Source organism: Selenomonadales bacterium (assembly GCA_018335585.1).
Classification (GTDB): Bacteria; Bacillota; UBA994; order UBA994; family UBA994; genus UBA994.
Genome location: JAGXRZ010000040.1, coordinates 100,061 through 117,811 on the forward strand (window position 1 = coordinate 100,061; position 17,751 = coordinate 117,811).

Annotated in this window: 18 protein-coding genes and 1 riboswitch; of the genes, 12 read left to right on the plus strand and 6 right to left on the minus strand. The window is 56.0% G+C overall.

What is annotated here, in order from left to right; genetic code table 11:
- Nucleotides 1-14: 14 nt before the first annotated feature.
- Nucleotides 15-716: a TMEM165/GDT1 family protein gene (locus tag KGZ66_06990; GenBank protein ID MBS3985333.1), complete on the minus strand. Its 702-nt coding sequence runs from the start codon at nucleotides 714-716 to the stop codon at nucleotides 15-17.
- Nucleotides 717-1,025: 309 nt separating this feature from the next.
- Between KGZ66_06990 and KGZ66_06995 the strand changes: the two genes are divergently transcribed.
- Entirely contained in the window at nucleotides 1,026-1,877 is an 852-nt protein-coding gene (locus KGZ66_06995) for a YitT family protein (GenBank protein MBS3985334.1), read from the plus strand.
- Between the two features lie 71 nt (nucleotides 1,878-1,948).
- Here KGZ66_06995 and KGZ66_07000 read toward each other — a convergent pair whose 3' ends face one another.
- Both KGZ66_07000 and KGZ66_07005 read right to left on the minus strand, forming a co-directional pair.
- Entirely contained in the window at nucleotides 1,949-2,512 is a 564-nt protein-coding gene (locus KGZ66_07000) for an ECF transporter S component (protein ID MBS3985335.1), read from the minus strand.
- A gap of 70 nt (nucleotides 2,513-2,582) precedes the next feature.
- A riboswitch (FMN riboswitch) is annotated at nucleotides 2,583-2,707 on the minus strand.
- A gap of 148 nt (nucleotides 2,708-2,855) precedes the next feature.
- Complete coding sequence (locus KGZ66_07005) at nucleotides 2,856-3,347, minus strand: hypothetical protein (GenBank protein ID MBS3985336.1); 492 nt, start codon at nucleotides 3,345-3,347, stop codon at nucleotides 2,856-2,858.
- A 503-nt stretch (nucleotides 3,348-3,850) separates the two neighbouring features.
- Here KGZ66_07005 and KGZ66_07010 point away from each other — a divergent pair.
- Nucleotides 3,851-5,224: a DEAD/DEAH box helicase gene (locus KGZ66_07010; protein MBS3985337.1), complete on the plus strand. Its 1,374-nt coding sequence runs from the start codon at nucleotides 3,851-3,853 to the stop codon at nucleotides 5,222-5,224.
- Here KGZ66_07010 and KGZ66_07015 read toward each other — a convergent pair.
- Entirely contained in the window at nucleotides 5,221-6,675 is a 1,455-nt protein-coding gene (locus KGZ66_07015; GenBank protein MBS3985338.1) for a PAS domain-containing protein, read from the minus strand. The genes KGZ66_07010 and KGZ66_07015 overlap by 4 nt on opposite strands.
- 158 nt (nucleotides 6,676-6,833) lie before the next feature.
- Here KGZ66_07015 and KGZ66_07020 point away from each other — a divergent pair, with 158 nt between their 5' ends.
- Complete coding sequence (locus KGZ66_07020; GenBank protein MBS3985339.1) at nucleotides 6,834-7,688, plus strand: MBL fold metallo-hydrolase; 855 nt, start codon at nucleotides 6,834-6,836, stop codon at nucleotides 7,686-7,688.
- Here the strand turns inward: KGZ66_07020 and KGZ66_07025 are convergent.
- Entirely contained in the window at nucleotides 7,605-8,954 is a 1,350-nt protein-coding gene (locus tag KGZ66_07025) for a PLP-dependent aminotransferase family protein (GenBank protein ID MBS3985340.1), read from the minus strand. The two genes, KGZ66_07020 and KGZ66_07025, sit on opposite strands and share 84 nt — an antisense overlap.
- A gap of 114 nt (nucleotides 8,955-9,068) precedes the next feature.
- Between KGZ66_07025 and pdxS the strand changes: the two genes are divergently transcribed.
- The 9 genes from pdxS to KGZ66_07070 all read left to right on the plus strand — a co-directional run bounded on the left by pdxS (nucleotide 9,069) and on the right by KGZ66_07070 (nucleotide 17,039).
- On the plus strand, nucleotides 9,069-9,935 hold the full coding sequence (gene pdxS, locus KGZ66_07030; GenBank protein MBS3985341.1) for a pyridoxal 5'-phosphate synthase lyase subunit PdxS: 867 nt from the start codon (nucleotides 9,069-9,071) through the stop codon (nucleotides 9,933-9,935).
- Nucleotides 9,935-10,492, plus strand: coding sequence for a pyridoxal 5'-phosphate synthase glutaminase subunit PdxT (gene pdxT, locus KGZ66_07035; GenBank protein ID MBS3985342.1), 558 nt, complete (start codon nucleotides 9,935-9,937; stop codon nucleotides 10,490-10,492). Before pdxS ends, pdxT begins: the two co-directional genes overlap by 1 nt.
- A 101-nt stretch (nucleotides 10,493-10,593) precedes the next feature.
- Nucleotides 10,594-11,385 (plus strand): NYN domain-containing protein, encoded by a 792-nt coding sequence (locus KGZ66_07040; protein MBS3985343.1) that lies wholly within the window; start codon nucleotides 10,594-10,596, stop codon nucleotides 11,383-11,385.
- A gap of 219 nt (nucleotides 11,386-11,604) precedes the next feature.
- A complete protein-coding gene (gene rnhA / locus KGZ66_07045) occupies nucleotides 11,605-12,081 on the plus strand; it encodes a ribonuclease HI (GenBank protein MBS3985344.1) in 477 nt (158 codons plus the stop codon).
- A 70-nt stretch (nucleotides 12,082-12,151) separates the two neighbouring features.
- Nucleotides 12,152-12,394 carry a ferrous iron transport protein A gene (locus tag KGZ66_07050; GenBank protein MBS3985345.1) on the plus strand — a complete coding sequence of 81 codons (243 nt, stop codon included), beginning with the start codon at nucleotides 12,152-12,154 and terminating at the stop codon, nucleotides 12,392-12,394.
- Entirely contained in the window at nucleotides 12,387-14,234 is a 1,848-nt protein-coding gene (feoB, locus tag KGZ66_07055; protein ID MBS3985346.1) for a ferrous iron transport protein B, read from the plus strand. Before KGZ66_07050 ends, feoB begins: the two co-directional genes overlap by 8 nt.
- 175 nt (nucleotides 14,235-14,409) lie before the next feature.
- Nucleotides 14,410-14,739, plus strand: a complete 330-nt coding sequence (locus KGZ66_07060) for a DUF1904 family protein (GenBank protein ID MBS3985347.1) — start codon at nucleotides 14,410-14,412, stop codon at nucleotides 14,737-14,739.
- A gap of 87 nt (nucleotides 14,740-14,826) precedes the next feature.
- Nucleotides 14,827-16,023, plus strand: coding sequence for an amidohydrolase (locus KGZ66_07065; protein MBS3985348.1), 1,197 nt, complete (start codon nucleotides 14,827-14,829; stop codon nucleotides 16,021-16,023).
- A gap of 2 nt (nucleotides 16,024-16,025) precedes the next feature.
- Nucleotides 16,026-17,039: a transcriptional regulator gene (locus tag KGZ66_07070; GenBank protein MBS3985349.1), complete on the plus strand. Its 1,014-nt coding sequence runs from the start codon at nucleotides 16,026-16,028 to the stop codon at nucleotides 17,037-17,039.
- Here KGZ66_07070 and KGZ66_07075 read toward each other — a convergent pair.
- The gene (locus tag KGZ66_07075; protein MBS3985350.1) at nucleotides 16,981-17,751 is read right to left on the minus strand and encodes a carbon-nitrogen family hydrolase; all 771 of its coding nucleotides are present in this window, start codon (nucleotides 17,749-17,751) and stop codon (nucleotides 16,981-16,983) included. The two genes, KGZ66_07070 and KGZ66_07075, sit on opposite strands and share 59 nt — an antisense overlap.

The window sequence follows — 17,751 nt, forward strand, 5'->3', positions numbered from 1 at the left end:
GATTCCTCCATGTTCTAGGGCTTGTAGCGGCGTGATTGCTTGGCGCGGTAGCGGCGGGCGCGCGCCGTTTGCCGGTGTCTAATCCACAACCGAGCAGTGAGCAGGAGTAAGAACATCAAGAGCAGTGCCGGTGCAGCCGAGAGCGGTGAGAGGTCTAGGTAGCGACTCAGGCTAAGCAAGCCAAAAGAGATAAAGACGATTGCTGCCCCACTCTTTAGCACGCGGGGCGGAACTAACTCCGCCAGTTTAGCGCTAGCTAAAATGGCTAACGCCTGCGCGGCAAAGAGACCCAAGCCGGCACCAAGCCAGGTGTAGAGCGGTGCGGACTGCTTGGCTGCGAGTCCGAGTGTTACTAGCTGTGTCTTGTCTCCAAGCTCGGCGATAAAGAAAGCCATGCAGATTGCCGCGAGGGGATGATGCGTGGCCGGCGAGACATCAGGACAGTTGCCCTCAGCGTGTATGGCACGGAGCGACCACAGGCCAAAGCCAATAAATCCAAGTGCGGCTAGGGGTTCTAGGAGCGACAGGGGGAGGAGATGGTTTAGTCCCTCGCCTAAGGTCACTGCCAGCGCAGTGTTCAGCAGGGCGGCCAACAGGGCTCCTATAAGCACGCGCGATGTGCCAAACTTGGCCACTAGGCCTAGACAGACCAGTTGCGTCTTGTCACCGAGCTCTGCCAGAAACACAATAGCTGCAGTGAACGCGAGTGTGGGCATTAGAGATGCTCCTTTCTGGTCTCCCGCAAAAACAAGAGACCTTCGGCGCTGATTTAGCACCGAAGGTCTCACCAGTCAACTAGTAACTCCAAAGAGTTAACGAGCGACCCTAGCGGCCAGGACTCATCGTCCAGTATGTTGGCGCGCCAGTTATGGCTACTCCCCTTCGATATAGAGAGAGTATATCACTAAACATGCCAACCGCAAAGCACACTTGACCTCCTAGCATGAGCACGGTAGTATACTGCCAGCACACTGCTACAGCTTATGATTGGCAGTCTGCGACTATACGCGAGCGGAAGTGAAGAGTTGAATAAGCCACTATCTACAGCGCGGCTGCTGTTGACGATTGCTCTTGGCACCTTGCTGTCCGCAGCTGCCTTTAACCAGTTTCTGATTCCTAACCGCATGCTTTCAGGCGGCATTGCCGGGCTTAGCATCATTATTAACAACCTTACGGGCTGGCCGACCGGGGTCATGGTGCTGCTGCTAAACATCCCGGTATTGTACCTTGGGTACAAGCATATCGGCGGCAGGTTTATCCTGCTGACCAGCATGGCCGTACTGAGCTTTTCGCTCCTGCTTGACCTTGTGCCTGTGCAGGCGTTAGTAGACGACTTGCTCCTGGCCGCCGTGTTTGGCGGGGTAGTCAACGGGTTAGGGTTAGGGCTGGTGCTAAAGGCAGGTGGCTCTACCGGCGGCACTGACGTGATTGGCGTCATCGCCAACCGTAAACTAGGCATCTCTATTGGTGAAGTGCTAATGGGGTTTAACGCCATCATCGTGGCGGTAGGTGCCCTGTTGTTTGACCTTACGTCTGCACTGTATACCTTAATAGCCATGTTCGTTGCAGCGCGCATCATCGATACTTTACAGACCTCGCACGGGCGCAAGAGTGCGCTCATTGTCTCGCGCTCTGCCGACGAAATAGCGCGCGCCATTAACACAAAACTAGAGCGGGGAGTGACCTTCCTCCACGGCGAAGGGGCCTACGGCCACTCCCAGCTAAAAGTCATTCTTTGCGTGCTAACGCGCTACGAAGTCGCTGAACTTAAAGCAGTCGTCCTGCAAATAGACCCACAAGCCTTCATGACGATTAGCGATACCAATGAAATCATCGGCCGCTTCGCCGCCTACAACCCACTCCGCGCCCTCAAGTGAGAAGCAAAAGGGACGGAGCCTTTTGCTTCAAGAAGCAAGAAATAGGAAGCAAGACAGAGGAAGCAGAAGGCCTAGGCGCGCAGACCAAAGCGCTTAAGGAACGGAGCAAGCGCCAGATAAAGCGGCAAAGTAATTACACTGCTTAACGCGGCACGCGCTGCATTAAACGGCACTATTGCCGTCCACAGGAGCTCGGCATGCTGTGCCTCTGGCACACCCCAAGCGGCAAGCGCCCAGTAGAGGTTTGAAGCGTACATCACTACTGACATCACGAGACCCCCGGTGACTAGCCCTAGCAGCGCGCCCCATTTGTTAGGGAGTTTCCGGTATACCAGCCCAGTGACAATGGCAAAAGTTGCTGAAGCCAAAAAGTTTTGCACAGACCCGATAGGGCCACCCGTGCCCTTAGTTAAAAAGAATAGCAAAACCTTCACCAGCGCAATTGCGCCCCCGGCTAAAGGCCCGAGCATGAAGCTCCCAATTAGCGTGGGCACGTCGCTTGGGTCATACTTAAGAAACGGCGCAGCCGGGATTAGCGGAATCTGCAGTACGAACATAAGGAGATAGCTCATGCCCGCCAGCATGGCCATAGTCACTAAGGTGCGTAAGTTTTGGCGGCGATTGTCTTGGTTCACTTGAATTCCTCCTAAAAAATAACTGCCCCGATAAAGCAATCGGGGCAGGCACAAGCAAAAGGAGCTTGCAGCGTACCTTCTTTCATCCGGACTTTAACCGTCGGCCTTGGAATCGCACCAAGTCTGCCATGTGGCTCGTGGGCTAGCTTTCGCATTACCACCGATAGGGAATTACACCCAACCCCGAAGGTTTATCGTATTTTGTTGCACTAAAATCGTACCGCAGAGACGCGGCCTTGTCAAGCGGCGCAATGAGCTGTGAGCGGGGGCAATCATGAATCAGGAATCGTGAATCATGAACTGGGAGAGAGAGCTCCGCTGGGCACTGAGCACTAGGCACCCCTTAGGGGTTTGCAGCGGCCGGCGGGGAGCGCCTTGTAAACACGTAGTAATGGTAAGTCAGAACAACCAACAACGCAGCAAGTAAAGGCGGGCAGTCCTCTACTTTCGCGTTTACGTCATGACCGCCAAACTGCCCGCCCAGCCTCCCTACCAAGTGGCCATTTACCTGCTGTAAAGCACAACTAAAGCCTAGGTATTCTCCGCCAATCCGACCGGTGACTTCTTCTCCAATCTGCTTCAGGGCAATGTCCCTGCCGACTAGTTCCCCACCAATCCGACCGCCAAGTTCTAGACCCACCATGCAGGCATACACACTTTGCCCATGAAACGCTCCTCCTAGACGCCCTTCAATTTCGTCTCCGCTAATACTAAGGTTAACGTCTGCGCCGCGCATCATGCCGCCTATGCGCCCCGTGACCGAATGTGCGCCAACGGCGCAGTCGATATCAAACCCTCCCAAGAGACCCCCAACCCGACCTCGTACAAAACCCATTCGTGTTCATCCACCTCTCAGATTAGTCAGCGCGCAGAGCGAGCATTGAGCATTGAGCATTGAGCTATGAGGGGGCGCACAGCGCTCAGCACTCAGCCTTTAGGCTTTAGGCTTGAGGCATTAGAAGCGGTGAGCTTTGAGCTTTGAGCTGTGCCCGAAGAGGAAACGGATACCGCGGCGACGCGCTCTACTGAGCACTGGGCACTGGGCACCGGGCACCGGGCACCGGGCACTTCTTTACCAGGAGCCAGGAGCCAGCAACCCCTCGTCCTCCACGGAGGTTGCGTCACTGCTAAAGACGTGCTATACTGGCAACGTCAACGGGTGACTGGGAGGCTTAAATTCAGGCTTCTGTACTGCTCTCTAGCGTATGGAAGCTCTGTTTTTTGCAGTCTCCGGTGCGCCCTTAGTCTAGACCAAAGTGAAACACAAAGGAAGATGAAACATTGCCTAATTTTAATGAACTACAGCTAAGTCCCGAGGTGCTGCAAGCGATTGTCGACATGGGCTTTGAGGAGATGACCCCTATTCAGGCCGTCGCCATACCCGAAGCTCTAGCCGGGCGCGACGTCTTGGGGCAAGCTCAAACCGGCACAGGGAAGACGGCGGCCTTTGGTATACCAATGATGGAGCGCATTCGCATGGATGTCGAGCAAGTGCAAGGTTTAGTGCTAGCTCCGACACGTGAACTAGCCATGCAGGTAGCCGAAGAACTAAATCGCCTCGGCGCTGTCAAGGGCGTACGCAGTCTCCCCGTATACGGCGGGCAAGAGATAGAGCGGCAGATTCGCGCGCTCAAGGCTCGCCCCCACATTGTGGTAGCCACGCCAGGCAGGCTACTTGACCACTTGCGCCGGCGGACTCTACGTATCGGGCAGGTGAGTTTTGTCGTTCTAGACGAAGCCGATGAAATGCTGAACATGGGTTTTATCGAGGATATCGAGTCTATCTTAGCTGAGACGCCGAGCGCCCGTCAAACTATGCTTTTCTCGGCTACACTGCCTCTGCCCATCCAGAATCTGGCGATGAAGTTTATGCGCGAAGCAGTTAGGGCTGCCGTGCCGGTGCGAGAGCTGACGGTGCCTACCATCGAGCAGCAATACATTGAAGTCAGGGAGTCACAAAAATTTGACGTTTTGTGCTTGCTGCTAGACACCGCTAACCCCGGGCTGTCGATCGTGTTCGGACGGACTAAGCGCCGCGTAGATGAAGTTTCCGAAGCGTTGGCCAAGCGGGGCTACGCCGCGATGGGCATACACGGGGACTTGACGCAGGCGCGGCGCGACCAAGTTATGCGCAGATTTCGTGACGGCACGATTGATGTGCTGGTAGCGACTGATGTAGCAGCGCGTGGTCTAGACATCGAGGGGGTAGCGCATATCTACAACTTCGATATTCCGCAGGATGCCGAAGGGTACGTGCACCGCATCGGGCGCACAGGTCGTGCCGGACGCACCGGGCAAGCCACGACTCTAGTGACGCCTCGCGAACTAGACCTTATGCGCCTCATTGAGAAGATGACGGGACGCAAGGTGCGGCGGCGCCCTAGTCCTACCTTTAGCGAAGCCATCGAAGGTCAACGCCGCTTAAGCATGGAGAAGCTACTGCAAGTCGTGGAAGAAGGCAACATTGAGCAATATATGAGCGCCGCCGAAGCGCTGTTAACTAAAGCAGACTCAGCCGCGCTAGTGGCAGCCGCGCTCAAAATCATGACTAAAGAGCCTGATGCCACGCCGGTGCTCATCACAGAAGAAGCACCTTTGCGCCGCCCCCGTACGGGGCAGAAGCCATTCGGCAGGCCTCGCGCTGAAACGAATGGGCGCGAGCGGCGCCAAGGCGACCACCGTGCGCGCCAAGCTCGGGATAAGCATCGCTAATTGCTGGCGGGGAGGCACGTCGCTTTAGGAAAGGCGACAGTAAAAGTGCTCCCGGCCGGAGAGCTCTCCACGTGAATTTTGGCGCCGTGGCGCTCGGCGATGCGGTAGCATACCGCCAAACCGAGCCCGGTGCCGTTTTCTTTTGTGGTGAGAAACGGCGTGCCGAGCTGCGGTATGAGCGAAGCTGCAATGCCGGAGCCCTCGTCGCTTACAGCTAGACAAATAGAGCCTGCGAGTTCCGTCGTCGTAATCGACACTGTCCCGCCGGAGGTCATCGCTTCCAGAGCGTTGTTGACGAGGTTCGTTAACAACTGCCTAATCTCCGCTTCGTTGGCGATGATTGTGGCGGGTGAGCGCAGGGCGTAGCTCATGCGCATGCCTTTTACAAGGGCGAGCGAATTAAGCACGGGGGCAAAGCATTCGATTAGGACAGAGAGACAACAGGGCTTAATGCTGACTGCGGTGCGCGAGAGCGACAGATAAGTCGAGATAATGCTGCAGGCGCGGTCTATTTCTTCTGTCATAAGGTGTGTGAATTTGCGGTACGGAGCAAACTCAGGCTTTTCGGCGAACAGCTGCAGGAACCCGCGCACGGTGGTCAAAGGGTTACGGATTTCATGTGCGATGCTTGCCGCCATTTCTCCCACGAGGTTTAGACGTTCAAGGCGCGCTAGATCCGCTTCCTTTCTTGCTTTCTCGGTGCAGTCAACCGCAAGAACTAGAGCTCCCGCAGCTTGGTTCAGAACATTACTTTGTCGCGAATAGGTTGAAATGTCGTAGACGCGGTCTCGAATGTGTGCGCGAGTGCCTGATACGTTAGTGCCCTGTAGTGCGCCTGCAATGAGGGCGGCCCCTACGCTTGGGCTGAGTTGCAGGTAGTGCTTGCCTAAGACCGCATCCTTATCAGCCTGCACTAGCTCTAGCCAGGTGTTGTTTACGCTAGTTACATACCCGGTGGCATCAACCGCCATAATGCCGATGGGACTGTGTTCAATGAGCCAAGCTAAGGCATCGCGATGTTGCGACGCTTCCGCTTTGGATTGTGTAAGGTGCGCGGTGATCTCATATAGGGCCTGCTGGATGCGCTCCTCCCGCGATATGTCGTAGCCGAGCGCTACCGCACCCGCGACTTTGCCTGCGATTACTACCGGAGAGGTGTCTACGATAAACACGCCCTTTGGCGTGACCGTCCGCACCTGGCTAAAAGGCACGCCTTCGTGTAGCGAGCGCAGGATAGGCGACTGGGCGCGAGTATAGCCGGTGTAAGAGAAAACCTTTTCAATGTGGCTGCCGACAACCGAATGCAGGGCGGCGTCAATGCCCATCAGGTCGTACGCCCCGGCATTAGCAAAGACCACGACTTCCGCCGCATCGATTACAATGAGCGAACCCTTTGTAACTCCGGCCAGCCACACGAGTGCTGCGTCGACTATTTCATGCGTGTTTGGCATAGACACAAAACCTCCTCGGAAAAATTGTCTCACACGCTGCTCGCGACTATTGTGGGTTAGTGCGCGTGGTAGGGGAAAATAAAACGACGCGATACGGCATGGCACTTAAGCAGTCGAAAAAAGGGCTGGCTCGGTGTATAATCTACAGGGTGATGCGGATGAAGGTTATATCGTTAGCGAGCTCAAGCACATACGGCAATGCCTATCTTATCGGCTGGGGTTCTACATATGTACTGGTTGACTGCGGTGTGTCTATAAGGCGCCTAGAGCAGAGTCTGGTTGGTCTCGGAGTATCCCCGCGCTCCCTTGCCGGCATTCTCGTGTCGCATGAACACGGCGACCATGTTAAGTCCCTGCAGTTAAAAACGCCTTTCTCGACGAAGTACAACATCCCGGTGTACGCTCCGCGAGAGTTGTTCTCCCCCGGGGTTAGGGGTATCGGCGCGATACGCGGACTTTCCCTTGCGGCAGGGTCTATAGTGCAGGTAGGAGATTTTACCGTCTGTTCTTACGCCAAGTCGCATGACGCAGTGCGTCCCCTGATGTTTCGCCTTACGGCACCCGACGGTGTCGCCGCGGCGGTAGTTACAGACCTAGGTGAAGTCACGGAGGAAGTTTATCGCGGCGCGCACAACGCCGACTACCTAGTTTTTGAGAGCAACCACGACCGATACATGGAACTTAACTCCGGTCGGCCGCAAATGCTCATTAACCGCGTGCTTGGGCGCTTTGGCCATTTGTCTAACGACGAGGCCGGAGTCGCCTTAAAGGAACTGGTGGGTGAGCGCACGCGGGGCGTTATGTTGGCTCACCTGAGTATTGACTGCAATACTCCAGAGCTGGCACTTAGAACAGTCACGCCGTACCTGCGACGTGCGGGGTATAGCGGCCTGCTGACAGTCGCACAGGCCGGTGTGCCTAGTGTGCTGTCAGAGGGAGTGCCAACTGCGCGCCAGCACCGCTATACCGCGCTCGATGCGTTCGGGGAAAGTGCCTGCAATACTAATACGTAGGAAATTGCGATATTCTTGTCGTGCCACGGAAAAATCGTCGCCGGGCGAGAAGAGCACGCCTTCCTGTGAGGTGAGCTTAAGCAGCTCGCTAGCGCGTGCGCCCTCGGGCAACCCTATCCAGCAATTCATGCCGCCACGCAGCGGATAAAAGACAGCAGTGCCTTGCCAGTGACTTTTCAGCGCGCCGTAGAGGACGCCTGCCCGCTCGCGGTAGATGTTCCGAAGGCGCGCTTGGTGTTTGTCCCAGTGACCGCTCCTTAAGTACAGGTCCAGCGCGCGTTGGGTGAGGCCGGAACTGCCAATGTCGACAGCTTGCTTGGCGTTGTTAACACGCGTCAAGAGCTGTGGCGGCACTACAATAAAGCCGAGGCGGAGTCCGGGCATAAACATCTTAGAGAAGCTCTTTACGAACAGCACTCTGTCGGGCGCTTCCTGCCACAAGAGGGGCGGTCGAGTGGGTGTATAGTACAGCTCGGAAATGTGGTCATCTTCGATGATATAGAAGTCACGCTCCCGTGCGAGGTTAACTAGCTTTTTGCGCACGTCCGCGCTGTAGACTGCACCGGTGGGGTTATGGTAGTTAGGGATGGTGTACACCAAGCGCGGGGAGTGGCGCAGAGCCTGCTCTAGCGGCGCGAGTCGCAAGCCGGTCTGACCGAGCGGGACGCCGAGGACGCGCGCTCCTACTGCTTGAAAGGCCTGCATGGCCCCCGGGTAGCAGGGACTCTCTACGACAGCAAGTGCGCCCGGCGCGAGCAGCAGCTGTGCCAGAAGAAAAATGGCCTGCTGCGCACCCGAGGTTATAAATACGTGGTCGGGGTTTACCGTAAGCCCTTGTTGCGCGAGATAAGCGGCAATGCTGTGCCGAAGCGGACCGTAACCCTGCGGTTCGGGGTAAGCGAAGGCCTCACCGCGGTCGCGGTCAAGCACGGTGTTAAAGGCGGCTTTAAACTCATCCACCGGGAAGAACTCGGGCGAAGGTGTACTTGAGGTGAAGTCGATGTCCGCTCTTTCTTTCTCGGTCGGCGCGGAGGGTAAGACAGCCCGCGGAGCGAGGTATGTACCGCTCCCTTCTCGGCAGTAAACCAAACCCTCCTGCTCGAGGACTCGCAGAGCGGCTACTACGGTAGAGGGGTTTAGGGCGTGTTCGCGCGCGAGCGCACGCACCGAGGGCAGTCTAGTATGCGCGGGGGATGTTGCCGCCGCGCGCTTTAGGTGCTCGGCGAGAGACTGATAGAGCGGCTTGTGCTTATCTAAGACGGACATACAGGTTCCTCCTTGACAATCTCAGAAGTCCTACTATAATTTTGGCGACGGAGTAGCTCATACAGTTCTAACTGTATCGATACGCCGAATAGATGTCAAGGAGTTGTGTGACAAATGCGGACAGGGCTAAACCGGGGTTTGGCGGAAATGCTCAAGGGCGGCGTAATCATGGACGTAGTTAATGCGGAGCAGGCACGCATTGCAGAGGCGGCGGGGGCTGTCGCCGTTATGGCGCTAGAGCGCGTCCCGGCAGATATTCGCAAGCAGGGCGGGGTGGCGCGGATGAGCGACCCCGAGCTCATAATAGCCATCAAAGAAGCCGTGAGTATTCCCGTCATGGCAAAAGTACGCATTGGGCATTTTGTCGAAGCGCAGATTCTCGAAGCGCTTAGGATTGACTTTATTGACGAGAGCGAAGTATTAACGCCTGCTGATGACCAGTGCCATATCGACAAGCACCGCTTTGCTATCCCCTTCGTCTGCGGTTGCCGCAATCTAGGCGAAGCCTTGCGCCGTATCGGCGAGGGAGCGGCGATGGTGCGCACAAAGGGCGAGGCCGGAACCGGCAATGTAGTGGAAGCAGTGCGCCATATGCGGGCAGTGCAAAGCGAAATGCGCCGCGTGATGCTCGCTCCCGACGAGGAACTGATGACGATTGCTAAGGAGTTTGGCGCGCCGTTCCCACTTGTGCAAGAGGTGAAGCAGTTAGGCCGCCTTCCCGTAGTCAACTTTGCCGCTGGGGGCATCGCTACACCCGCCGACGCCGCGCTGATGATGCAGCTCGGATGTGACGGCGTCTTTGTCGGCTCGGGCATTTTCAAATCGGCAGACCCCGCGCGCCGTGCGGCGGCCATCGTGCAGGCGACAACGCACTTTAAGGATGCAGAGCGGCTGGCGCACATTTCGCGCGGCTTAGGCGAAGCCATGCCGGGGCTTGAGATTGCCGGGCTCGCGGCTACCTACGCGCAGAGGGGACACTAGTGCGAGTTGGTGTCCTAGCGTTACAGGGTGCAGTCAGAGAGCACTTGCGCGCAGTCAGGCAGCTAGGGGCTATCGGCATAGAGGTCAGGCTGCCGGAGCACTTAGCAGGGCTAGACGCCATGATTCTTCCCGGCGGAGAAAGCACGGCCATGCGGCGCCTGCTCGACAAGGCGGAGCTACTTCTACCTCTTAGGGAGTTTGTGTTGCAGAAGCCTACGCTTGGGACCTGTGCCGGGGCGATTCTCTTGGCGCGGAGAATAGAACCTGCTTATGAGGAACCTGTTCTCGGCGCGCTTGATGTAACCGTCGAGCGCAACGCCTACGGTTCGCAGCTAGACAGCTTTACCTGCAAGGCCGAAGTTGCGGGTGTGCCGGATTTTCCGCTAGTCTTTATCCGCGCACCGCGTTTTAGTAAACTTGGCGCTAGCGTCAGCGTCGTGGCAACGTGCCGTGAGCAAATCGTAGGTGTGCGCGCCGGCCACATTTGGGCGCTTTCGTTTCACCCGGAGTTGACCGAGGATTTGCGCCTGCACGAAATGTTCCTTAGGTCGGAATAAGGCACCTAAAGATGGGCATAGTATTAACTACAAGAGACGGGTAACCGTCTCTTTGTCTAAGTTAATACTTTTATGGCAGGTGGTAGATCATAGACATTGCTGTGCTGATTGATTACGAGAACGTCTACTGGAGTCTTAAGAACAACTATGGTTTTAGCCTTGAGCCCGGTATGCTTGTCGACGGAGTGCGAAACTTAATAGGGCGCCAAGGCCATGTAGTGCTAATGCTAGCGTATGCCGACTTTGACCACCCGGAGTTCAAGGGCCTGCAAACCGAACTGCAGCGACGTTCGGTCGAACCGCGACACGTATACTCAGTGAACTCTGAAGAGGATAGGCGCAAGAATGCGGCGGACATAGAGCTGTCGCTAGACGCACTAGAACTAGTCTACACGCGCCTCGACATCGACTACTACTGCCTAGTGTGCGGAGACAGAGACGTAATACAAGTCATCAAGAAGCTCCACACGCGGCGCAAGCAGGTACACGTAATCGGGGTAGAACGAACTACGAGCAAAGACCTCAAGCAGTTTGCCGACGCCTTTTCGTCTGTTGAGCGCATCCTAGGCATAGAAGAGATGACGGCTAAAGCGGGCGAAACAATTACACCTGACCTCGCCTTCCTAATAAAAAAGGTTAACTGCCTAGAGCAATCCCGTATGGCGTTCGTCGGGTTGAAGCTAGTTACCACAAGGGTGCTTGCGAGCCTGCGGGACCCGCAGTCCGTGGTGTCGCAGGCCATTAGCGAAGGGATACTTGAGACCTACAAGGTGCCAAACCCGAGCAACAATGATTTTCCCACCACCGCCTGCCGCCTCAACCGCGCGCATCCCTTCGTCGAAGCAATCCTCGACACCAAAGAAGCAAAAGGGACGGAGCCTTTTGCTTCATAGCTGCCCTTGACATTGGTTCACATTCGTTCTAGAGCCGTCCCGCCAACAAAGGCAAAACAAAAGGGACGGTTCTTCTTGTTTTTTTTTCCCGTTCTTGTGGTGGCACTTTCAGTTCACATCTACGCAACCTGTGATAGAATGGCTGTGTGACGCCTTTCCCCGAGTCAGCTATCCCCTTTATCGCCGCAGCTACGGTAGCGAGATTGTGAGTTGTAGTTAGTGAAACAAAAAGAACCGTCCCCTTTGTTTTCTCTGAAAGAAGTAGTCATCTACACAGACGGTGCTTGCTCAGGTAATCCCGGCCCGGGCGGGTGGGGGGCTGTCCTAATGAGCGGGGACAGGCGCAAGGAGCTGCAGGGAGCAGAAGCCCAAACCACGAACAACCGAATGGAGCTTAGAGCCGCAGTCGAGGCGTTAGCCGCCCTTAAAACGCAGTGTGCGGTGACGCTTTATAGCGACAGCGCTTATCTAATTAACGCTTTTCAGCAGAACTGGCTGGGAAGGTGGGAGCAAAACGGCTGGCTCACCAGTAAGAAGCAGCCGGTGGAAAACAAGGACCTTTGGCGAGAACTCGTTGCCCTTAGCAAGAAACACCGCATCACGTGGGTGAAGGTTAAGGGTCATGCCGGCAATAAAGAGAACGAACGCTGTGATGCACTAGCGCGAGAAGCGATTTCCCAGCTAGAAAGGCATTGATTTTCGTTGATTTTCCTTGCCCCGCGGCGTATACTTAAAATGATAATTGTTATCATAAGGGGGCGCGGGCATGAATATGAGTGACCTAAGGCGGGGAGACACGGCAGTAGTTCGCAAGATTATCGACGAGCTAGTGCGTGCGCAGGCTATACGCTTCGGCATCGCCGAGGGCGCGTTGTTTGCCGTGGAAGAAGTGTTGCCGCATGGCCCTGTGATTGTGAGGCGCGGCACCATGCGCTATGCCATCGGCAGAAACCTTGCCCGCCAAATAGAAGTCGAACGTACCGCTGCGAAGGCCAAGAAACATGCGTAGCAGCAAGCAACACGGCGCAGCGCGTACAGCAACAGGTCGCCCGCAACGCGTAGTCTTAGTGGGGAACCCTAACTGCGGCAAGTCAGCGCTGTTTAACGCGCTGACCGGTCTTTATGTCGATGTGTCAAACTTCCCCGGCACCACCGTGGAGCTAACACAGGCGCGCATGGGGGACTACATGCTTATAGATACGCCGGGTGTATACGGAATTTCGGCTTTTAACGACGAAGAGAGAGTGACGCGCGACGTTTGCCTCACCGCCGACATCATCGTCAATGTAGTGAACGCAACCCACCTTGAGCGCGACCTCTTCCTGACGTTACAGTGCATAGACCTAAATCTCCCCGTTGTCGTTGCGGTAAACATGCTAGATGAGGCCAAGGCGCAGGGCTTAGTTGTAGACCTAGCGGTGCTGTCTAAACAGCTTGGTGTGCCCGTAGTAGGTACGGTCGCAGTAGAAAGTAAAGGGCTGAAAGAGCTAAAGTCAGCATTGGCCTGCCCTAAGACCGGTAATCTCGGCCCGTACTTAGAACCCGATATCACTCGCCTTCTGGGGCGAATAAAAACCCGCGGTGAAGCGCTACTCTATCTTGAAGACGACATAGATGTTGCGGCACGGTACGGCCTAAAACCCCCCGGTAGCAGGGAGAAAATCTACCTGGCGCGCCGTGAACGCGTAAACGAAATTGTCCGCACCGTAGTTAAGGAGCGGATGGTTGGTTCTAGCTTCGCTCGGACATTAGGGCTGCTGATGCTAAGGCCCATTACAGGCATACTCATGTTGTTGGCCACACTATACGCTATGTTCCACATTATCGGCGTCTTTGTGGCCGGCACGGTGGTCGGCATCACCGAAGAAACCATCATGCTAGGCATATACGAGCCGGCGGTGCGCGGGTTTGTAGAGCGCTTCGTAAGCGAAGGTACAGCAGTACACACGCTGCTCGTCGGTGAGTTTGGGCTCCTCACTATGACGGCGACGTATGTCTTGGGACTCTTACTCCCCCTAGTGGTCGGCTTTTATCTTCTTTTGGCTATACTTGAGGACTCCGGGTATCTGCCGCGCATCGCCGCTCTGCTAGACCGCGCTCTGACTGCCATAGGTCTAAACGGGCGAGCAGTAATCCCGCTAATTCTTGGCTTCGGATGCGTGACTATGGCCGCAATCACCACGCGCCTCCTTGGCACTTCGCGCGAACGGCTGATTGCCGTGGCACTCCTAGCCATTACTATTCCTTGCTCGGCGCAGTTAGGAGTTATAGTCGGCCTTATTGCCCCATTGGGCGCGCAGTATGTGACTATTTACGTGGCGACAATCTTTCTGGTCTTTGTCGTCATCGGCTTCTTCCTCAACAAGCTCCTGCCGGGTAAGTCCTCAGACCTGCTCATTGATTTGCCCCCATTGCGTTTGCCTCGCTTGAGCAATGTCATGAAGAAAACCCTAAACAAGTCCTACTTGTTTCTCATAGAAGCTACGCCGATGTTTGCTGTAGGGGCGCTCTTGATTAGCGGCATGCAGCTCACGGGTGTCCTCACCGCCTTGGAGAACTTATTGGCACCGCTAACAGCAGGCTGGCTCGAGCTACCTAAGGAGGCAGCGGCTGCGTTTATTATGGGCATAATTCGCCGCGACTTTGGCGCAGCAGGTCTGGCAGACATGAGTCTTACTGCCGCGCAAACGCTAGTGGCCATGGTTACCATTACCCTCTTTGTCCCCTGCATTGCCGCAGTCTTAGTAATGTTTAAAGAACGCAACGTCAAGGAGGGCCTTCTGCTCTGGGCAAGTTCCTTCACCGTAGCTTTCCTCGTCGGCGGCCTCGTCGCTAAGTTGGTGATTTAGGTGACTTGCGGCGAAACATGCCCCCGGTGTCAGGCCCCGGTACCCCCTGCGAGCTTGCGTTGTCCGCGGTGCTTATGCCAAGTAGTGCAGCTCCCCCGGTGTAGCGGTTCCTGTAAGGAATGTGCCGATCAAAGCGCCAAAGAGAGTCGCCGCGCAGAAGAAGGAGGAAAAAGTCTTGCCTAGATTGCAGTTCTATGCTCTGCCGTTACCGCTGGTGAGAGACGTAAGCAAGGGATTAGTAGATGAACTAGCTACGCTGATGGGCGTCGCACGGGAGCACTTCGTTCTGGAATGTGTAGACTCCACCTTTATCTATGACGGCGCAGTGAAGGAAGGTTTCCCCTATGTGGAGGTGCACTGCTTTGACCGCGGTGCCGAGGTCTTTGACCGCACGGCAGAAACAATAACCCGCCGCCTGCAGGCGCTAGGCATACCTAGCGTAGACGTGACTTTCCGTCCACTACTTAGGCGGCACTACTACGAGGACGGCAAACCCTTAGGGTAGGAATGTGAAGTGTTGCAGGGAAATGCGTGCCGCGACGAGAATAGAGTGACCAGCTAGTTGGCCGCTAGAGCTGGAGGGGATGATGCTATGAAGGCTTTTGATGTTACGGGAGCTGTTGGGGCAGTCGGAGGAGAAATAATCGCTTGGCGGAGACATCTCCATGCTCATCCGGAACTAGGCTATGAGGAAGTAGAAACGGCGGCTTTTGTCGCGCGACTGCTGCGCAGCTTTGGTCTCGAAGTTGTAGAAGGTGTGGGCGGCACGGGCGTATTGGCGCTGCTCCAAGGCGAGGCCGGAGGTGAGGGCCGCTGCATAGCGCTACGCGCCGATATGGATGCATTGCCCGTTACCGAAGAGACCAATCTACCCTTTGCTTCGCGTTACCCCGGCAAGATGCACGCCTGTGGGCATGACGGGCACACCGCTATGTTGCTAGGCGTAGCCAAAGTGCTGTCCCTCCACCGCCAGGATTTTGCCGGCACAGTTAAGTTCTTTTTCCAACCCGCGGAAGAGTGCGCGCCGGAAGGCGGCGCGAAGGGCATGATTGCGGCGGGGGTAATGGAGAACCCAAAGGTAGATTACGTGTTTGCGCTACACGTCTGGCCGGAGCTGCCGCTTGGCAAAGTCGGGGTTAAAACCGGCGCCCTGATGTCGGCTTCAGACCGGGTACGTATACGCATTCAAGGGAAAGGCGGCCACGGCGCGGCACCACACCAGGCTGTCGATGCGGTGGTGGTAGCCTGCCAAGTAGTTTCGGCACTACAGACTGTCGTCAGCCGACAAGTCGACCCACTAGAACCCGTTGTCTTAACCATCGGCAGTATCCACGCCGGGCAGCGCTATAATGTCATCGCCCCGACAGCCGAGCTTGACGGTACAGTGCGGACTCAGAACGAGGCCTTACGCAGCGCGCTGCCTAGCCGCATCACTAAACTAGCGCAGGCTACCGCAGAGGCTTTTGGAGCAGAGGCAGAAGTCAACTACGAGTTTGGGTACCCCACCTTGTACAATCATCCGCGCGCTGTGGAGGTAGTACGTAGCGCTGTGACAGAGGTGCTAGGCGAGGAAGCGTTAGTAGAAATGGCGCGGCCGTCTATGGGTGGAGAGGACTTTGCCTATTTCCTAGACTTAGCTAACGGAGCCATGTTCTGGCTCGGATGTCGCAGTCCGAGAACGCCTGACGCGCCTATCCATAACGGCAAGTTCGACTTCGATGAAGATGCGCTCGCAGTGGGAAGTAGGGTATTGGTGCAGGCCGCACTTAATGCTCTTAAGGAGGTATAGCGATGGGAAGCAAGAAGAGAGAACGACTAGCGCACATCATGGAAGTGTTCTCGCAGCAGGGTCGCATTACGGCGCAGGAACTGGCCACGAACTTTGGCAGTAGCCGTCGCACGGTATACCGCTATATGGAGACACTTAAGCGCCAAGGTGTAGGTGTCGAGGCCTGCCCGGGTAGTCACGGGGGATTCCGGTTAAGCCCGCCTGATATGTCCAAGCTCCTGACAAGCGAGGAGTATCGCGCGCTACTTATGGCCGCGTGTATCGTGGCGGAGCATAACCTGCTGCCCTATGGCGACCACTTGGCGACGGCCATGGATAAAGTTAAGCAGTCGCTAGGCGCCGAGCAGTGGCGCGAAGTGCGGGACACAATGCCTGATGTTTCCGTGTACGTTGGGCAACTAGCCGACTACGAGCGACTTGCGGATGTGCTGGAGCAACTTACCGTAGCTATCGCCGACAAGGCAGGTATAGTCATCACCTATTACGCGCTACACCGTGACAGTGAACAGAACAGGCAGATAGACCCCTATCACTTGTTTCACCAAGGTGGAGCCTGGTATGTGGCGGGTTACTGCCATTGGCGTAAAGATGTTCGCACTTTCCGCGTGGACCGTATTAGAGCACTAGAGCGCGAAGACCGCACTTTCGTGCGGCCCAAAAACTTTAGCCTAGATCGGTACCTAGGCTGCGCTTGGAGCATGATGCGGGGTGAGAGACAAAACGTCGTCGTTAAGTTCTTTCCCCCGGCCTCGCGGCTTGTTGCGGAAACTGCTTGGCATCGGACGCAGAAAATTACCTCTCTGCCCGATGGAACTATCCTCTTCTCCGCGGATGTCGATGGATTAGACGAGATTATGCGCTGGGTGCTCACCTATGGAGATTGCGCCGAAGTAATAAGCCCTCCGGAGCTCCGCGCCGCGATTACAGAGCGTCTGCTCGGGGCGGCAGCGCGCTATTCTAGTACAGATCCTTCCGGCGGTCAGGCAGAACAGGAAAGCGCGTGCGGGCAACATTGATGTGGTTAAGGTTCATCTCCGCCGTCACCACGCCTTCTTCCCGACTACCTTCGGCCAAGATTACTCCCCAAGGGTCAATGGCCATAGACCCACCATTGAACTCAAGGTGTGTTTCCCCGCCCACACGGTTGCACGCTAAAAGGAAACATTGATTCTCTATCGCGCGGGCGCGCGTCAGTGTACACCAGTGCTCATAACGCGCAGTTGGCCACTGTGCCACCAAGAGAATCATGTTGACGTCGCGGTCGATGTATTCCCGAAACATCTCGGGGAAGCGCAAGTCATAGCAGACGGCCAGCCCGGCTTTGGCAAACCCTAGGTCAACGGTCGTAAACCTTTGGCCCGGTGCAAGGTAGAGGTCCTCCTCCATGCGCTTAAACAAGTGCACCTTGTCGTAGGTAGCTACGATTCCCCTAGCGTTTACGAGTACAAACGTGTTTAGCACCTGCGACTCGCTCCGCCGCAAGATGGAGCCCCCCACAAATGCCGATTTCTCCCTCGCAATGTCGATCATGAAGGCCACGCTGTCACCCGAGAGGTCTTCGGCGAGTTCGTGCTTGCGCGCCAAATCGTAACCGGTGTTCCATAGCTCGGGCAGGAGGATAATCTGCCGGTTGAAGACGCTTGATATGAGCGCCCTAATGCGCTGCATATTGGCGTTTTTGTTTCCCTTGACTACGTCGATTTGCACGAGACCTGCGTTAATCCACAT

Excerpts from the sequence above, each read along its gene's own strand:
- KGZ66_07025 (MBS3985340.1), bottom strand. The coding sequence starts at position 8,954 with ATGTCCGTCTTAGATAAGCACAAGCCGCTCTATCAGTCTCTCGCCGAG.
- KGZ66_07075 (MBS3985350.1), bottom strand. The coding sequence starts at position 17,751 with ATGTGGATTAACGCAGGTCTCGTGCAAATCGACGTAGTCAAGGGAAAC.
- KGZ66_07010 (MBS3985337.1), top strand. The coding sequence starts at position 3,851 with ATGGGCTTTGAGGAGATGACCCCTATTCAGGCCGTCGCCATACCCGAA.
- KGZ66_07065 (MBS3985348.1), top strand. The coding sequence starts at position 14,827 with ATGAAGGCTTTTGATGTTACGGGAGCTGTTGGGGCAGTCGGAGGAGAA.
- pdxS (MBS3985341.1), top strand. The coding sequence starts at position 9,069 with ATGCGGACAGGGCTAAACCGGGGTTTGGCGGAAATGCTCAAGGGCGGC.
- KGZ66_07050 (MBS3985345.1), top strand. The coding sequence starts at position 12,152 with ATGAATATGAGTGACCTAAGGCGGGGAGACACGGCAGTAGTTCGCAAG.
- KGZ66_07070 (MBS3985349.1), top strand. The coding sequence starts at position 16,026 with ATGGGAAGCAAGAAGAGAGAACGACTAGCGCACATCATGGAAGTGTTC.
- KGZ66_06990 (MBS3985333.1), bottom strand. The coding sequence starts at position 716 with ATGCCCACACTCGCGTTCACTGCAGCTATTGTGTTTCTGGCAGAGCTC.
- feoB (MBS3985346.1), top strand. The coding sequence starts at position 12,387 with ATGCGTAGCAGCAAGCAACACGGCGCAGCGCGTACAGCAACAGGTCGC.
- KGZ66_07020 (MBS3985339.1), top strand. The coding sequence starts at position 6,834 with ATGAAGGTTATATCGTTAGCGAGCTCAAGCACATACGGCAATGCCTAT.
- KGZ66_07005 (MBS3985336.1), bottom strand. The coding sequence starts at position 3,347 with ATGGGTTTTGTACGAGGTCGGGTTGGGGGTCTCTTGGGAGGGTTTGAT.
- KGZ66_07015 (MBS3985338.1), bottom strand. The coding sequence starts at position 6,675 with ATGCCAAACACGCATGAAATAGTCGACGCAGCACTCGTGTGGCTGGCC.